The sequence below is a fragment of the Richelia sinica FACHB-800 genome (assembly GCF_014698825.1).
Taxonomy (GTDB): domain Bacteria; phylum Cyanobacteriota; class Cyanobacteriia; order Cyanobacteriales; family Nostocaceae; genus FACHB-800.
This window is the reverse complement of record NZ_JACJTT010000012.1, coordinates 91795-109958: the sequence shown is the minus strand read 5'-3', so window position 1 is coordinate 109958 and position 18164 is coordinate 91795. Positions and strand designations below refer to the sequence as shown.

The window sequence follows — 18164 nt, the reverse complement described above, 5'->3', positions numbered from 1 at the left end:
CGCTTCATGAAGAAACGGTATAAGTATTAAGATTTCAGACTATTAGTCTATATTTTTATGGATTTTGTAAGCATTAATAATGTTTTGACCATCAAAAATGTATACAGTTCTAAGTTCATGAATATTAGCAGCTCCCGAAAATTGCTTATTAATTACGAATTTTTTTTGAAATCCAATAAAAACTAAAGCCAACGAAGAAGCTTGAAGAAAGTTTTTCAGATAAGCACATTTAATCAAGAGACCAGAACCAATTCCTGTAGATATTTCAGTAATCTGACTAGTTTTAGAATCATCTAACCAACTAGATTGACCATCCCATTTTAAGTTCCCAAGATTGATTAAATCTGGTGCAGGGACATTAATATTTTCAGAATATTCGTCTTGACTACAATCATAATCCCAATCCTGCCCCCTCAAAATCTGAATCATTGTGATTTCCGCCTTTTCTGTACCTGGTACTTCACATTCTAAGTTTATTTCTCTAATTTCAAAACGTTGATTACAAGCGATAGTGTTCGGGTACTCTAATATCAATAATTTGTTGTCACGTCGAATCATTAAATCATCAATAAATTTATTCTTAGATAGTTCGGTCTTAATATTTTTGATGTCTGAATACGGTACAAAAGCCGTATTAATTAAAGTGGTTAAATTTCGATGGGGATATTTTGCATTTTTTTTATTAGAAATAACTTTTTCTAATGAAGAATAAAGTGATAAATGAATCCACTTTTCATTTTTGTTATCAGTGACTTCTACTATGTCTGTTAAATTTGGAAAATCTTTTAATTCTGCCCATTGATCATGACTTAAATTTTCTGTAATATCAAAATCATAATTAACAGGTTGATACCATTCCGTATTAATTTCTATTTGCGGAGAAAAAGCTCTTAAATCAGTTGGATCTATATCCCGTAAGTTTATACCCTCTAATCTGGGAAGAACAGGCTCTCTGTACCATGAATTTATTTTCCTGGGAAAGTGATCTGCTAAAATTCCTGCTAAACGATGCAATAAAATCCAATAATACTTTTCTCCAAGTCTTTCAGCCCAAGTTTCTCTGCTTCTTCCTCTACCATATTTACCTAAAATATAGCGATCATACTTGTAGCACTGTTCATTAAAACCTGGATAACCTAATTCAGAAACAGTTTTAATAAACCAGCGATGGATTTGCTTGTGATTTATTACTACAGGTTCAAGATTATAATAACAAAGAACACTAGGTATGGTATATTTAGCAAAATCAGAAAGAGACTCGTCAAGAGTCATATTCCTTTTAAAAGCATCTTGCTTTATTAAATTAGCAATTTCTTCTTCTGAAGGAATTTGAATAGGTTGACTGTTGTAAGGAGGTCTAAATTTATTGGTATCAATAGTATTATTTAATAGATTACGACTATGAGCTAATTCAATAATTAATCTTAGGCAGTCACGAATAAGGGCATTTTCAGGAATATTACCTATATCAAAAATTTTAGCATAAATTATAGTGGCAATATCTTTAATTAAAGCATTATCATCTATAACCAAGATTGAACTATAAGCAGCTAAACTAACTCTTTCTAAAACATAATCATCGTCAATATCAAAAAATCGAATTAGAGTGATTTTAATAATACTAGGATGACTAATGAAAAGCCTGGTTAAACCTTTAGTTGCTCTATCTCTAATTCTTCTATCTGAAGCAGCACAACACCAACTTAAAAACAATGCCCATAAACCACTACTTTCTTCGCTAAATGAAGATAAATCTGCTTTTAGTGACCATTCAATTAAACGCCAAGCCCCTTTTTGCTTCTCAAAATCTTCGTAAAGCGAAGCACACCAAAATGGATCTCTAGTGGTCAAATCCTGTTTTTCTAGTAAATTATTAATAAATTCAGCATTAAGTGGATGATTTGGAATTACAGCAATTCCAAAAAGAGAATCTAAGATTGTTGGAGAACAATTAGAATTATATAAACCTCCATAAATTAACTCTTCAGTTCTTTCAGAAAGACTTTCAATAGTACGCCATTGCAATCCAGAAGCAATAATTGTCAAAAGTTTATAACGATCTATATCTATATTGGTATTATCATTAATAATATCAATGAGTTCAACGTTAAATTTTTCAGGTAAAATAATCGAAAGTGCTTCTAGTAAACCTTGATTGTCATTTAAGGTTTTATTGCCAAAATTATTGATAATAATATTTCTTAGTTCATCAATTGATTGTATTTCATTAGGATTTGTATTATTAAGTTGATTAACTTCTATTTCTTCTAATAAAAATAACGCTATCAAAAAGTCGGCTACACGCTCGAATGTAAAGCGACAAAACCATTGTTTGGGTGCAAGAGGTCTAGTTTTTTGTTCAATAAGAGCAATTAAACCTTCTTTTTCTAATTGAATAAATAGTGAACGCTCACTATCCTCAACAGAAAATATATCATCAACAATTTTCTGTGCTGTTTCTCTTGAAAGTAGTCTAGTTTTTTCTTCAGCCATTTTTTTGGCTAAAGCATTAACAGCTTTAGTAACATTGTCATCTCTGTTATCATAACGACATACTTCTGATACTCGTTTATTTTTTTCCTCAAGCAATAAACGTAAAACGTCAGTAAATCCAATAGTACCAAGAGGTAATATTTTAGATTCAAGTCCTTCTATGGCTTGACAAACTAAATGTAAAAATAAAGGATTAGCAAACTCTGATTGTAATAATGGCGTAGCTGGTATTTCTAACTCATAAAATTGAAAAAATTGCTTAATTGCATCAAACTCACGTCCAAGAAAACCGTTATGTTCAAACTCAACCCATTCACTTCTATTATTAAATACTTCATCTAAATAAGTATCACGACATGATACACATAATTTCAGTCTTGGAAAGTTAGTAATTTGTTGACGAAGAGGTGCTAACCAAGATGTTTTCCATCTTCGTCTTTCTGGTGATTCATTAAGTGCATCAATATAAATAATTGCGGGTTTTTCTGTTGCTTCGGCTGCGGAATCAATCATTCCCCACAGTTCATCTCTGCTTATATTGCTAGATAAACCCAATTTATTAATAATAATCTTCCAAGGTTCATCTCCAGTAAAATCTTCACCATAAAATACTAAAGATATTTGTCCTGTTTTATTAATATGTAGGGCATGATCCACAATAGCGTGGGTTTTACCAACTCCAGCACAGCCACGAAGCAACATAAATTGACTTCTAGGTAAAATAAATTCTGGACTATTTATCCATTGCTCAATTTTATATAAACACTTCAGTAAATCACGAGATGTATCTAACTTTGCGGCAGGAAAATCACACTGATATTCAGCATGAAATTGTCTAAACAGTGGATTATCTGCATTCTCACCATGTTTTTCTATAAATTCATTAAAAAATATTTTTTCTACTTGTATTATGTTTTCTATTAGATTCACAGCTTGTAATATTACTTTCTTTGAATCATTAGAAGATTGAGGATAAATATCTTGACTTAAAATAGAGTTTAGTGAAATAATCTCTTCTGTAATACTTTCGACTATTTGATGGCTATTTTCTGGTAATTCATTTACATTTTTGACATGACTATGCCATCTTTGAATATTTTCATTAAATTCTTGCAAATACTTATCTACTTGTTCTTTCCACGCATTCTGACGAGCAAAAGCCTCCAAAGCATCAAAAGCAGGAACATTTACCGAAAGTTTTGGAGAATAACGCTTACCTGCTTGAACTTTAGCATCATTTAATCGTTGCTGAAGCCAGTCATTTGTCATCACTTCGTGGTCAAACCAATAGCGACGTAAACCACCTCCTTTATCTACAGAAAGTAAATAATCTCTTAATTCATGTTCTGTCCAAAATTCAATAGAAAGATTAATTTTATTATATTTCAATTTTTGGCATTCTTCATATAACCCACTCTTTATAAGCACAAGGAGAATTATTGTAAAAGCTAAGACATTACCAATACGCAATTTTTCTAGTTGAGCTTCTTTCCATTTTTCAAGTTTTTCGGTTTGACTTTCTCCTAGCTTACCTTCTGCTTTTTTTCCTGTAGGATCAAATGGAATACAGTAAATGTATCGGGTAATTTCAGGATGATTCTTCACTGCCGTTTCCAGTGAATTTCCCATTTGATTAAATTCAGAAGTTTCTAATTTATCTTTTTGAAAATATTTAGATTGAAGTCCCCACTTATCACCATTGGGTAAAATCCAAATTGCCTCAACTCCACCATCACCACCTGCACCACGAAAACGTTGAAATTGGCTTCCTTGTGGTGGTTGAAAGTTTGGAATTGAATTATCAGACAGTCGGTGAAATATTTGACAGCATAATTCTTCAAATGCGTCTGTCAAGCCACCATGATAAGGACGGATATGTTGAAAGTTAATTTCTAGCATCAGCTTTAATTAAAATTTAAAGTGTATTAATTTTATTGATTATAACTAGTTGTTTGGCATATATTTTTCAAATATAGTTATATATTGAAAATTCGATATATAAACTTTAAGCATACATAAATCACAGGGTTTCTGTATTTAAAAATGAGTAGATGCGACTGAATTTTGTGAAGGGTACAACCTTTCAATTGAGACGCTTCCCTGTTTGTGAAAATAAGTTTCTTGCATAAAAGACATCTGATGAAAATAAACTAGAGATATTCCATCGTAACGTCTCTACAAGAGTTTCATTTCATGCACATTTAATGACCACCAAATATCGAAAGAACTATTTTACAGAAAGTAGTTCTCATACAAACATATTGTATTCAACAAATAATTTGATAACGACATCGTTGATAGATGATAAATAATCTGTCAACGGGGACAATAATTTGTTTATCTATATTATTCAACGAGCGCGGAGGGATTTGAACCCCCGACCCACAGAACCGGAATCTGTTGCTCTATCCACTGAGCCACGCGCCCAAATATACACTAGACTAGTATAACACAAATTTTGGTTTATTTTCAATTATAAATAATCGGCTGGGTCAACTGGTGTACCATCGCGGCGAACTTCAAAATGCAGGTGGGGGCCTGTGGATAGGCCTGTGGAACCTACAGCAGCGATCGCTTGTCCTTTTTGTACTGTTTGTCCTTCGGCTACATAGAGTTCGCTGGAATGACCATATAGGGTGGTTATGCCTTGACCATGATCGATAATTACAGCTTTGCCATAACCTCCATACCAGCCGGCAAATATGACTGTCCCTGAGTCGGCAGCGCGGATCATACTACCATAACTAGCAGCAAAGTCTAAGCCCGCATGAAAGCGCCGATAGCCCAGAATGGGATGGATTCGCCAACCAAAGGGACTGCTAGGAGGTGCATCGCTAGGATAAGCTAATAAGCCAGTACCACGAATTAACACGCTATTGGTTTTGCTGTTAGTTTTGGCTTGTTGTTCTGCTATCTTTTGTTGAATTAAGGTCTCTAGGTTTTGGGAGTCTTTTTCTAGTTGGTTTTGGGCTGCTTCTAAGGCCAAGCGATCGCTATTTAGCCGTTGTACTAATTCTGCTTGTAGTTGTGCCTGATTTTGATAATCTGCCTTTTGGGCTAATAATTGTTCTCTAATTAAGGCTATTTCATTTTTTTGGGCTTCTAATGCCGTTTTTTGCTGTATTAGGGCATTTGCTTGGGCTGACAGATTGGCTAATATTTTCTGGTCTGCTTGATAAACTAACTTTAATTGATGGCGACGGCTGATAAAATCGCTGATATTTTGGCTTTGTAATAAAACTGCCCATCCTTGGGATGCTGGAGAACGTTGCAAAAATCGTAATCGGGCTACTACTGCAAATTGCTGTTGCTGATAGGACTGTTCTGCTTTGCTCACATCGGTTGCTAATTTTTGCAGACGTGCGGTAGCAAAGTTTAATCTAGCGTCACTGTCTTGTATTTGACTATTGGTTGTTTGCAGATTTTGGTTTAAACCAGTTAGACGTTGTTGGGCTGCTGTTTGTAAGTTGGTGAGGCGATCGCGTTCATTGACTATATTCTCACGTTCCTGATTTATTTGCTGCTGCTGTTGGCGGAGGTTGTCTACGGTATTAGCAGTTACAAATGAAGCTGTCATTACCCACAAAGTACAGACAGCTATCAGACCCAACCAAACTATTTTTTGACGTGCCCAAAATGCAATGATTATCTTGGCAAATTTACTTAACCAATAGTGCCAAAGAATATCAGAATTTTTGCCAAAATCCGCTTTACCCACTCAACTGTGTTACTAATTAAACTTGTCTGCCAAGTATTTGTAACATAAAGTGGCAACTATGTCAGCATAGAATGACTAGTTTGATGAATAAATGGATATGAAAACACGTCAAGGAATTTTACTACTGACACTAGTTATGCCAGGTTTTATGGTTTTGGCAGTATCGCTGTATTATTTTGGCACAGATTACTCAGCCTTAATCAAAGCGGAATCTTATCTAACACAATTAGTAGAAGCGCCAAAATCCGACCAACGTCAGCTAGACTATACCTATCATCGGGCCTTATTACACCGCATCAATGTATTTGCTGATGGTACCTGGGGCTTGTTGGGATTGTTGATTATGGGCTTAGGGATACATGGGTTAGTGATGATGAAAGAGAAAGATGATTAACAATATCCTTCTCTTTTTCACCTTGATGTGGCTAGATTGCGGCTTTCCAAGTTGCTAAATCAGTCAAAGAGCGATCGCGATACTTGCCATATCTCTCTTGCTTACTTTTAATTTTCACACCTAAATCCGGCAAAATCCCAAAATTCGGTGGCATTGGTTGAAAATGTTTTGGTGAAGCTGAACTGATAAACTCAAACAAAGCACCCATCATCGTTGTATTAGGTAGGGTTAACGGTTCCTTGCCCAAAGCTAACCGCGCGGCATTGGTTCCTGCTAACCAACCACCCGCAGATGCAGCAGTGTAACCTTCTGTCCCTATCAACTGTCCCGCAGCAAGTAAGGTAGGACGTTGTTTAAATTGCAGACTTGCAGACATTAACTGTGGTGCATTAATAAAGGTGTTGCGGTGCATCACTCCCAACCGCACAAACTCGGCTTTTTCCAAACCGGGAATCATTTGAAATACTCGCTTTTGTTCACCCCAACGCAGATTTGTTTGGAATCCCACCATATTCCATAATTGACCAGCTTTATCTTCTTGACGCAACTGTACCACCGCATAGGGACGTTCTCCGGTGCGGCTGTCTGATAAGCCGACGGGTTTCAAGGGTCCGTAGCGCATGGTGTCTTCCCCGCGCTGTGCTAGTTCTTCGATGGGGAGACAAGCTTCAAAAAACTTCGCTGTTTCTCGTTCAAAGTCCTTTAATTCTGTTTGTTCCGCTTGACGCAGTGCTTCCCAAAACCGTAAATACTGTTCCTTGTTCATGGGACAGTTAAGATAAGCTGCTTCTCCTTTGTCATAGCGGGAAGCCATGAAAGCAATATCTTTATTAATAGAGTCTCCGACAATAATCGGACTAGCAGCATCAAAAAAGCTCATGTATTCCATCCCTGTGAAGCGGTGCAAATCTGCTGCTAAGTCGGGACTGGTGAGGGGGCCAGATGCTAAAACGACGATACCATCGGGAATATGGGGTACTTCTCCCCGTCGGAAGTCAATTAAAGGATGATTTTCTAGGGTTTGTGTTAAATCGTGGCTAAATTGTCCCCGGTCTACAGCTAACGCACCACCTGCGGGAACTGCGTGTTCATCAGCTTTGGAAATTACTATAGAACCGAGTTGACGTAATTCTTCATGCAATAATCCAGCTGCGCGATCGCTTGCCATTGCCCCAAAGGAATTACTACATACTAATTCTGCTAAATGCTCCGTATGGTGGGCTGGACTAAAGCGTTTCGGGCGCATTTCATACAGTATCACAGGCACTCCCGCTTGGGCAATTTGCCATGCAGCTTCTGTTCCCGCTAGTCCACCTCCAATTACTTGTATTGGTTCTTGAGTCATAAATGTTTTTATTACCCTAGTTGACGTTCACCGACCTAAAGGTGGGGTGATTCTTGGGCGGAATCTCGCCTCCACCAAGTTTACTTGATTTTTGGTCTGACGTTTCATTTCGCAGGGGTGAGTTCACCAGTATCCTGGTTTTTTGTAAGGGCGGGTTTACAAGTACCCTGGTTGGGTAATTCATGATATTTATCATTTTGTCAGGGCGGGTTTACAAGTACCTTGATTGGGCAATTCATGATATTTATCATTTTGTCAGGGCGGGTTTACAAGTAACCTGGTTGGGCAATTCATGATATTTATCAACCCGCCCCTACTATCAACCCAACACACTACGTAATTTTTCTGCCATGATTTGTACATGAGGTTCTTCAAATAGGGAAAAATGAGAACCAGGGACGTAATGAACGTCTACTCCTCCCATGGCTAAATTTCCCCAACCAAATTGAGGATCGTATTCCATACCTACCACATCATATCGATGCTTATCTTCTGTGCGGAATAAGGTGATGCGACCAGGATATGTTTGGAATTTATAGTCATTTTTTGCCTGGTAATTAGCATCGACAATTTTTAAATACCTCTCTGTTTCTGGCAAGTCTTTAGTAATTGGTAAGTAACGCTTGTATCGGTCTTGAAAATAAGTCTTAACTAATAACCCCCAACTGGTGGTTTTGTGCAGCAGGTAATTAGGGCCCTGTTGGATAGCATTATCTAAGTGTAGGATAATTCGTTTCCAAAAAGGCGATCGCTGACTACAACCAGGAAGACAAGTATCAAATATTACTAATTTTTCTACCTCTTCTCCTTGTTGATGGAGTTGTTGAGCCATTTCTAAAACAACTAGACCGCCAAAGGAAAAACCTCCTAAAAAATAAGGGCCTTGAGGTTGAATGGTACGAATTTCTTGAAGATAGTGAGATGCCATATCTTCAATACGAGTATAGGGAGTTTCTATTGCATCTAAACCTTTTGGTTGTAGTCCGTAAAAAGGTTGATCATCACCTAAACGCAATGCCAAATCACGAAAGCATAATACTTCACCCCCCATACCATGCACACAGAAAAAAGGTGGTCGAGAACCATGAGGTTGAATCGCTACTAATGATCTATTTTTCGGGTAATATTTTTTCGATATAATTGCAGATAAAGCTTCTATTGTTCCTGATTGTAATAGGGTTGCTAGAGGCAAATTGGTACCCAATCTATTTTCAATTTGCCAAAACATTTTAACTGCTAATAAAGAATTACCGCCCAAGTCAAAGAAATTATCTTTTATACCTATGGGCTGAATCCCTAAAATTTCTTCCCAAATCTGGGTTATCTGCCGTTCTATTTCGTTTTGAGGCGCAACAAATTTAGTTTCTAATTCTGGTGTGGATAAATTGGTATCATGTAAAGCTTGCCGGTCTATTTTTCCATTAGGGTTTAAGGGCAGTTGATCTAAAAAAATAAACCGACTGGGAACCATATATTCAGGTAATTTACCCTGAACAAAACGACGTATTTGAATAGAATTAGGAATTTGTTGTTGATGAGGGACAACATAAGCTAGGAGTTGATTGTTACCTATTTTGTCTTTCTTGGCAATTACTACAGATTGGCTGACCCCTGAGTGTTGATTGAGTACAGTTTCTATCTCACCTAATTCTATCCGGAAGCCACGGATTTTAACTTGTTGGTCAACACGTCCTATAAACTCAATATTGCCGTCTGGTAAATAGCGAACTAAATCGCCAGTTTTATATAGTCTTGAACTATTTTTGTGATTAAAAGGGTTAGGAATAAATTTTTGTTGAGTGAGGTCAGGACGGTTGAGATAGCCCCTCGCTAAACTGATGCCACCAATATGTAATTCACCAATTTCGCCAGTAGAGACATGCTGTAAGTTTTCATTTAGTATATAAATTTGTGTATTAGTAATGGGGCGACCAATGGGAGCAGTTGTATATTTTATCTGTCTTTGACAAGTCCAAAAAGTTGCATCAATTGATGCTTCTGTTGGTCCGTAACAATTATGCAAAACATGATTTAAATTCAGACGTTCAAAGAAATATTCTATCAGTTCAATAGGTAAAGGTTCACCACCACAGAAAATATGTCTTAAACATCTACAATTTTTGATGGATGGTTCCTCTAATAAAACCCTTAATAAGGAGGGTACTAAGGCGATAACTGTAATTTTCTGTTTAGCAATTACTTGCACTAAATAACTAGGGTCTTGATGTCCACCAGGACGAGCTAAAATTAATTGGGCACCACAGCATAATGGCCAAAATATCTGCCAAACGGAAGGGTCAAAACTAAAAGAGATTGTTTGTAAAACTTTATCGTTGGCATTGAGTTTAAATGTTTCTTGTCGCCATAATAATTGATTTAAAATTCCCTGATGGGGAATCATCACACCCTTGGGTTTTCCCGTAGAACCGGAAGTATAAATTGTATAAATTAAATTATCAATGGTGGTTGTACAAACTGGATTTTCTTGGCTATTGGCAGCGATTTTTTCCCATTCTGAGTCTAAACAAATAACTTTAGCTTGATGGGGTGGTAGCTGACTCACTAATTTCCCTTGGGTGAGGATAAATGGTGTTTTAGTGTCAGCTAATATGAACGCGAGACGTTCTGAGGGATAATTTGGGTCAAGAGGTACATAAGCACCCCCAGCTTTGAGAATTCCCAAGAGTCCCACCACCATTTCTAGTGAACGTTCTACACAAATACTCACTAATACCTCAGGCCCAACACCTAATTTCCGCAAATGGTGCGCTAGCTGGTTGGCTTTTTGGTTTAATTGGCGATAGGTGAGGTATTGATTTTCTAATTTTACAGCAATAGCGTCAGGCGATCGCTTGACCTGATGCTCGAACATCTGATGAATACAGAGATTTTGAGGCTGAGATGTAGAAATTTCATGCCAAAAATGTAGGCTTTGACCTTCGTGAATGTCAGTTAAACCATCGTTTTGAATATTGGGTTTAATATTTAAATTTTGGCTTAAATTTTGGCAATTATTATTCATCTTTTTCTCTATCTCACTGTCACTAAATTTTCTGCTTGAATTTCTTGTTTTGCCAATTTCAAAATGGCATGAATATTTTTTAACTTGGCTTCATCTTTGATCCGATGACTAAATCTTTGTAAATAACTCTCCAAATAACGAATGCGTAAATGTGGGTTATCTGGACTTTGGAGAAATGGCAAATCAAATTCACTCATAAACCGAATGGCTAATAAGGGAATAGGACTACGCAGTGGTCGAAACTTAGGATTATGCAGTCCCGCACTTTCTGTCCGTTGATGAAATTCTCCAATCATTAAACCTGATTCCACAAAAGAGGGTTTTAATTGACGTTGGATATGATCAATAATTTCTCCCGCTGCATCCTGGTGAATATCAGGAAATATCAATAAAAATGCTTGATATATTTTTAAATCCTGCTCTTTTATTTCTGCTTCTTGGAGAAAAATCTGGCGGTAATGAGTGACAATTTCTGCAATTTCTTGCAAATTATTATTTTGTGTATGAATAACTGCCATTTTAATCCCATCAGATTTGAGGGCATGTGGCACATAAGGACATACTGGGCCTGTTCTCCCCAAATCAACATGGTGTCTAGCTAAAAAGCTTTTAATCCAATTCTGAATTTCAATTAAATAGGTAATATCCTGTTGAATTTTTTCAACTTCATGGCATGTATAGAGTGTCATTATTCAGAAATAAAATATGTGTTTTGTAGTGTTTAGTTCAATCCAGTTCAGTTAAATTCAAAAACATCAATTGTATAGGTTGATTTGAGGCAATAAAACACAACCTAATCCATGCTATTGTCGGGTGGATTTATCCCTTAACACAACCTAATTTATTTGCCGAAATTATTGGCTTTAGGCATCAACAATCTATCTGAATAACTTTGCAGATAAATTATAGTTTATTCAAAATAGTTCTGTGAATTAACCATTTCTGAATAGTGATTAATATCTGCAACCCCATAACCTAAAATTTCATCAGCTTGATAAGCAAGCTTTTCATCCTTTTCTGAGTAAATTTGCCATCTGCTCAATTTTAATAGAGATATACCGCCGAAATACCTCTAAAAAATCTCTTGAGCAAAATCTTACGTAAAATTGGCATTAATAACAATAATAGTCATGCTATTAATTGTTATTCAAATTCAATCTAATAATAGTTTTATCTAACAAATGATAAAGTTTGTGCAAAAGTCTGTATGGGTATGATGAACTTTTAATTATTAATGATGAAAATATATTTATTTTTACCCTACAGAGAAGGCTAAGTTTAAAATTTAACAATATATAAAAAACAGTTAATCAATCAAGTTTTTTACATTTCTCCCACATTCATAGCTGCTAAAACAGCTTTCTGGCTTACATCTTTGTAAACTGTTTGTAAATATTTCATCACTAAATCACTAGCTGGTGAACTACCTGTATTTTCCTCATCTTTAGCTAAAGGAATGTTTCCGAGTACATCTAATACAGTTTCGCTGACCCCTGGTGCAATGACGACTAAGGAAGACTCCAGAGGTTCTTGGTATGTCCAGAATGTATCTATTTTCAAGGGATATGGGTTCTGTTTTGTTGGTGCGGGAACATCAATTAAAGATGGGTTTTCAACCTTGTTACCTGCTTTCCCACTGCGTAACTGACGTAAATCACTGATAATTTGCTCCTTGGTGCGTCCCCGTAGCTGAAACAGGACAAAGGGGTCTTCACTGAAGCGATCACCTAACTGATAATAGATAGCACCAATATGTTTACATGGGTTCGCTTTGTCAGGACAGGAACATTTGCTGTGCACGTCTCCCAAAGTAAAGGGAAATAAAGACAAACCATTACTAGTAAACACCTCTTCTATATTTTGCGGCATTTCTCCAGCCAGTAACTTAGCCGCAAAAATTGCCTTTTGGGACATGGTTTCAATTACATAACCCCATTCTTCATCACTAAAGGAGTCTAGTGACAGAGAAACCTTGTAAGGTTCTGGTTCACTACCTTGAACTTTAGCTAATACCTTCGCACCTTTAAATTCAATACTTAAAACATTTCCCTGTCTCGCATAATTTCTCGCTCTTTCTAAGCGTTTTTTGAAGCGGTATGAATCAAGTAAATCCAACCACCTTTGTGACCACCATTCCCGATTCGTTTGTAAAGTATAAGTCATATCAAAATCCTATTTACATCAGAAGTTAATTAGTTAGCAGTCAATTTCTAACCTTCATCTTCATCAATCACTGCATCCCGGTCAAGTAAAAGTAAATTACGCAATTGGTCTGTATCTAATTCCGTCAACCATTCTTCACCCGCACCTACTACCTGTTCTGCCAATTGTTTTTTACTTTCAATCATGTCATGAATTTTTTCTTCTAAGGTTCCCGTACAGACAAATTTATGCACTTGGACATTGCGAGTTTGACCAATTCTAAATACCCGGTCTGTCGCTTGATTTTCTACTGCTGGATTCCACCATCTATCAAAGTGAAATACATGATTTGCTCTAGTTAAATTTAAACCCACACCACCAGCTTTTAAAGACAAAATCATGATAGGTGGACCTTGGGGGTCGTGTTGGAAACGGTCAATCATTTCCTCTCGTTGTTTTTTGCTGGTACTACCGTATAAAAAGAATATTTCTCGACTTAAATATTGTTCTAAATGGGGTTTAAGCAACTTACCCCACTCAGCAAACTGGGTGAAGATTAAGGCCCGTTCTCCCGTTGTCACCACTTCTTCCAACATTTCTTCTAATCGTTGTAATTTGGCAGAATGATGTTGTGCCAGGTTCGCTAATTTTAAATATTGGGCAGGATGATTACATATTTGTTTGAGTTTAATTAATAATGCTAAAATCATGCCCCGTCTTTGTAAGCCAGTAGCTGATTCAATCTCAGCTAAAGATTCATCAACAGTTTTTTGATATAATTCCGCTTGTTCAGCAGTCAAGCCACAGAAAACAGTCATTTCTTGTTTTTCTGGCAAATCTTGAATAATCTCCTTATCAGTCTTCAAACGTCGGAGAATAAAAGGCTGAACTAATGACCGTAATTGACTTAAAGAAGCAGCATCACCATACTTTTCAATTGGCATAGCAAACCGTCGTTGAAAGAATTGCTTTTTCCCTAAATAACCAGGATTGAGAAAATCAAGAATTGACCACAATTCTTGCAGTCTATTTTCTACTGGTGTCCCAGTTAAAGCAATGCGAAAGGTTGTTTCTAATTGTCGAACAGCTTGTGATTGTTTGGCTTCTGAATTTTTGACATTTTGGGCTTCATCTAAAACCACAATTTGCCAATTAATAGTTTGCAGTAATTTAACATCTCGATGAATTAAAGAATAACTGGTAATAATTAAATCATGTTTTTTCACTACATCTGAAAAACTTTTACCTTTGGGTCTTTTATCACCGTGATATTGTAAAACTTTGAGGGTTGGCGCAAATTTCTTAACTTCTCTTTCCCAATTCCCTAACACTGATGTAGGACAAACTAATAATGTTGGTTTTTCTAAAACCTTCTGTTCTTTGAGATGCAGTAAGAAAGCGATGAATTGAACAGTGTTATGACAGATAATATTGTTAGCGACAAAATTATGATGTTCGCTCACTTCAAAATCGTAAACCCATCCTTCATAATCTACATCTTCTATACTCTTAATTTGACAGTAATATACCTCTTGTTCCAGCAATCTTTGTAGGTATTTTTGTGTTAGCTTTAGATGCTCCATATCTAGATGTTTATAAGCCTCTAGAGTTTGTGCTGTCCATCTAGACGGTTTCAATAATTGATAATCTTGTTGAGATTCACCGCTAATTATCCGATTGATACTGCTTAAAACTTGCTGTAAACTATCTCTAGAAAATTGCTGTGAGCCATTAATATAAACAGTATTGTGCATTCCCAAATGCCGTAATGGTAAACCAGTGGTTTTCACGGTTTGCGCTAGGAATTCAGAAGCAGGAATACCTTCTACATTGGTATTGTTGATTTTTTGACAAATCCAATCTAATTTATGCTGTTTTTGAGCATTGCCAAAACCAATTTCTTCCCAAAATCTGCGTGCAGAATTCCCACCAATAACACCAGTATAATAGATGCGTAAAATGCAAGTACCATTAGTAGCACATTTTCGTTTAGACGATATCCTTAACCAAATTCCAAAGCGTCGCAGTAGAGTAGAAATTTGCTGAATTACTAAAGATGATGCACTAGAAATTTCAATACTCCGCATACTATCAACAACAGAGGATTCTGCATCAAAATAGTTTTGCAAAAATGTCCTCACTGTCATTAAATCAGCTTGCATTATAAAACTAGGAATAGATTTTTCTGCGGATAATTTCCCCCAAGTATATCCCTGAGACTCTAAAAATTTTCGGTATGCTTGACTATCGATTCTGAGAAAATAAACTTGCCGATGTTTAGAAATTGTGGGATTATTAATTTTGAGGTTATATTGTTTACCAATACGTTGAAGTGTTTCTCGTAAATGTTCTAATAAAATTGGGTCTTTTTGGGTAATTGTTACCCTACCCACGTCTTTATGTTCATACCCCTCAGCAATTTGCCAAGCTAGAAACTCGGCTAAATCACGATGTTGCTGTTTCTGGGCTGTTACATGCCAAATTATTTTACTAGGTACACATACATAATCACCGACATTTAAATCATTATTCCAGCCTTGATTAGTCAATAATTTATGCTGACGAGTGATAGTAATACTACTACCATCTACCAAGGTAACTTTTCTTAATTGTTCCCTCACCTGTTGCCGATATAATTTATTAACTGGCGCTTGGATTATCTTGCCAGTTTCTTGATTAATGGAATTGACTAATAATTTTTGATTGGGTTCTGACCAAAAACCTTCCCCATCAAAAACTGAGTTTCCAGCGTAAAACTCCCAAATTTTTTCTGCGGTCAGCAATTGGCCATTTACGTTTACCAATGTATCTGGGGCTACGCATTTGCCGAGTCCCATATCATCTGCTAAACACGCACCCAAACCCCAACGTTCTAAAAAAGCTAACCAACCAGCACCCCGTTGTTGATAAGGACGTAATTGCCCTTGAAAGCTAGCAGGTGTGGATAAAGGTTGAATATCCTGATTATTAGTTAATGCACCAATTAATTCTTGTAATGCACCGTTAGCTGCAAAACTAACGACAGGTAATTTTTCGATTACTTGGGTATCTCCACTACTCAGCCTTAAAGCATCCTCTAGGGATAGAGACATTTGTTCTTTACGCGAAGCAAAGAAATTTTGGGCAGTTTTAATATCTTGGGGACGAAATTCTACCCATTCACCATTAATTTCTACTAAAGGACTATTTAACGCTACTAATTTATCAAATTCAGCTTTAGAAATAGTTTGTCCACCAATGGCTAATTCCCAACGGAAATTTAAGAGACTTTGTAAACTCAATCTTCCTGTTTGTTGTTGGGGAGTTTCGGCAGAAATTTTCAATCCTAATCGATTTGCCCAACCGTCTCGATTCGCTAAACTAGGAGGTAAAATTACACCTAAGCCGCTATCTTCAAACCTCCAAGTAATAGATTTAATGAATTCATAGGCTTGAAGAGGAGTGAGACGGCAAAATATAGGTGATTCAGTTTCTAAACTGGAAGCGATCGCTGGATATAATCGAGAAGCTAGCCCCAAACCGCGCAAAAACGTTTCCTGGGGTTGTTCAATGGTACGATTTTGGTAAACCAATTGTTCTACAGGATTAGCCCAAATCGTCGCCGCATCAACTAAAAAATCAGGATCATCTGTAGCTTGCAGAAAATAGGCTAAAGTCCAGTCAGTTTCTCCTGACTCTGGTGGACGTAGTTGAAAGCAGTTACGAAATAACGTTTTTCCTGCTAATTGATATTCTAAAGGTAGAGTCCAAGCCTTCAATGCTGCTGTGAGACGTTCTAATCCCACCGCATCTACATTCATGGTTTGGGATGTACCTGTTAAAGCTTGTAACCACTGTTGTACCGCTAAAGGTAAGGACATCATCACCCGTGGTTCAATAGGAGATTGCAAACCAAACATCTCCCGCACTTGGGTGTCTATAACACTATTGAGAAATGCCAAAATCATTTCTTGGGGTGCAACAGGTAAATCAATAGCTAATCGACTTTGTGCATTTCCACCTTGTTCTTGATAACAACGACAAATTGACGGCATTTTCGCCGCAAATTTTTCGAGACGAGTGCCATCAACAGCACTATCTAAAAGTACCTGCCATTTTGTTACTACATTCCCATCTGCTTGTTCTTGAATAACTGGTAAGAATTTACAACGAGAAATTAAATCTAAACTCCAGCGTGCTATTTGACTCCAAAACCGTAAATCTCCACCTAAAACAGAATCTTGACCATCGCTGTAACTTAAGGGTAAAGCTGTTAAAAATTTAATCGCTGCGGCTGATTCTAAACAAAAGCCAGAAACTTGCCAAGGATACAACCATTGTTGAGATTGGTTATCCAAATCCAGGCTAGCAGAATGAAGTGGGTAAATCGTTTTTTCTGGGTCTTTTGGATGAGGAAACTTACTAGGCAGGGCAATTATCTGGGAATGCTGAGGTAAATTGGCTTCTTTTTTGCTAGCTTTACTACCTTTAGTAGTACCAACTTTGACTTGATTTTGTTCAATAAAATTAATAATTTTTAAATTATTTACATCCAAGCATTGACTTAATTCTGTTTGCGTCATTGCCAAGGGATTAATTGATATTTCTGCCGCATTGAGAAAATCACTATTATCCTGTACAGAACGCCAAGTTTCTCCCCATATAAATAAAGCATTTTGAAGTGTTAGCCAGCTACCATGTAAAATTGCCATTTGTCAACCTTAGAGGCGAATAATCAATTAAAAATTAACAATTAAAAATTAAAAGCAAGAAGATAAGTTTTTTCGTTGAAAATTTTCGCAACAAGTAGCCAGATTTCTGCCACTTAACTCATTTTACAACCGTAATGAGGGGGTTTGGGTAGAAGAGAAGCAAAGGGGGGTAAGGTGGAAAAATTTATGTTTGACTACCTGAACTCCTGTCAGGGTAGATCCACTTTGCAAGAAGGCGCTACATCTCTAAACTTGGCAAAACACTCCTGATCACCCAGTGTGGCGTAGCCATACTCCTGTAACTCCTTCTTAATCTTTGTATGTAACAGAAGCCGTCTAGAGTTCATAAATGTTAGGAT

Annotated in this window: 8 protein-coding genes and 1 tRNA gene; 1 reads left to right on the top strand and 8 read right to left on the bottom strand. The window is 36.7% G+C overall.

What is annotated here, in order from left to right:
- Positions 1-42 precede the first annotated feature (42 nt).
- The 3 genes from H6G73_RS11315 to H6G73_RS11305 form a co-directional block, all read right to left on the bottom strand.
- Entirely contained in the window at positions 43-4392 is a 4350-nt protein-coding gene (locus H6G73_RS11315; protein ID WP_190604384.1) for a hypothetical protein, read from the bottom strand.
- 455 nt (positions 4393-4847) lie between these two features.
- Positions 4848-4920, bottom strand: a tRNA-Arg gene (locus H6G73_RS11310).
- Between the two features lie 46 nt (positions 4921-4966).
- On the bottom strand, positions 4967-6070 hold the full coding sequence (locus H6G73_RS11305) for a murein hydrolase activator EnvC family protein (RefSeq protein ID WP_190604418.1): 1104 nt from the start codon (positions 6068-6070) through the stop codon (positions 4967-4969).
- Positions 6071-6308: 238 nt separating this feature from the next.
- Here H6G73_RS11305 and H6G73_RS11300 point away from each other — a divergent pair, with 238 nt between their 5' ends.
- Positions 6309-6605, top strand: a complete 297-nt coding sequence (locus tag H6G73_RS11300; RefSeq protein ID WP_190604382.1) for a hypothetical protein — start codon at positions 6309-6311, stop codon at positions 6603-6605.
- Between the two features lie 31 nt (positions 6606-6636).
- On the opposite strand, the gene trmFO is transcribed toward H6G73_RS11300, so the two are convergent.
- The 5 genes from trmFO to H6G73_RS11275 form a co-directional block, all read right to left on the bottom strand.
- Positions 6637-7950, bottom strand: a complete 1314-nt coding sequence (gene trmFO, locus H6G73_RS11295) for an FADH(2)-oxidizing methylenetetrahydrofolate--tRNA-(uracil(54)-C(5))-methyltransferase TrmFO (protein ID WP_190604380.1) — start codon at positions 7948-7950, stop codon at positions 6637-6639.
- A gap of 319 nt (positions 7951-8269) precedes the next feature.
- Entirely contained in the window at positions 8270-10972 is a 2703-nt protein-coding gene (locus H6G73_RS11290; protein ID WP_242034167.1) for a non-ribosomal peptide synthetase, read from the bottom strand.
- Between the two features lie 8 nt (positions 10973-10980).
- Positions 10981-11661 carry a DUF6875 domain-containing protein gene (locus H6G73_RS11285; RefSeq protein ID WP_190604378.1) on the bottom strand — a complete coding sequence of 227 codons (681 nt, stop codon included), beginning with the start codon at positions 11659-11661 and terminating at the stop codon, positions 10981-10983.
- Between the two features lie 634 nt (positions 11662-12295).
- Positions 12296-13135 carry an SWIM zinc finger family protein gene (locus tag H6G73_RS11280; protein ID WP_190604376.1) on the bottom strand — a complete coding sequence of 280 codons (840 nt, stop codon included), beginning with the start codon at positions 13133-13135 and terminating at the stop codon, positions 12296-12298.
- A gap of 47 nt (positions 13136-13182) precedes the next feature.
- Positions 13183-17805, bottom strand: a complete 4623-nt coding sequence (locus H6G73_RS11275) for an SNF2-related protein (protein ID WP_190604374.1) — start codon at positions 17803-17805, stop codon at positions 13183-13185.
- Positions 17806-18164: the final 359 nt, after the last annotated feature.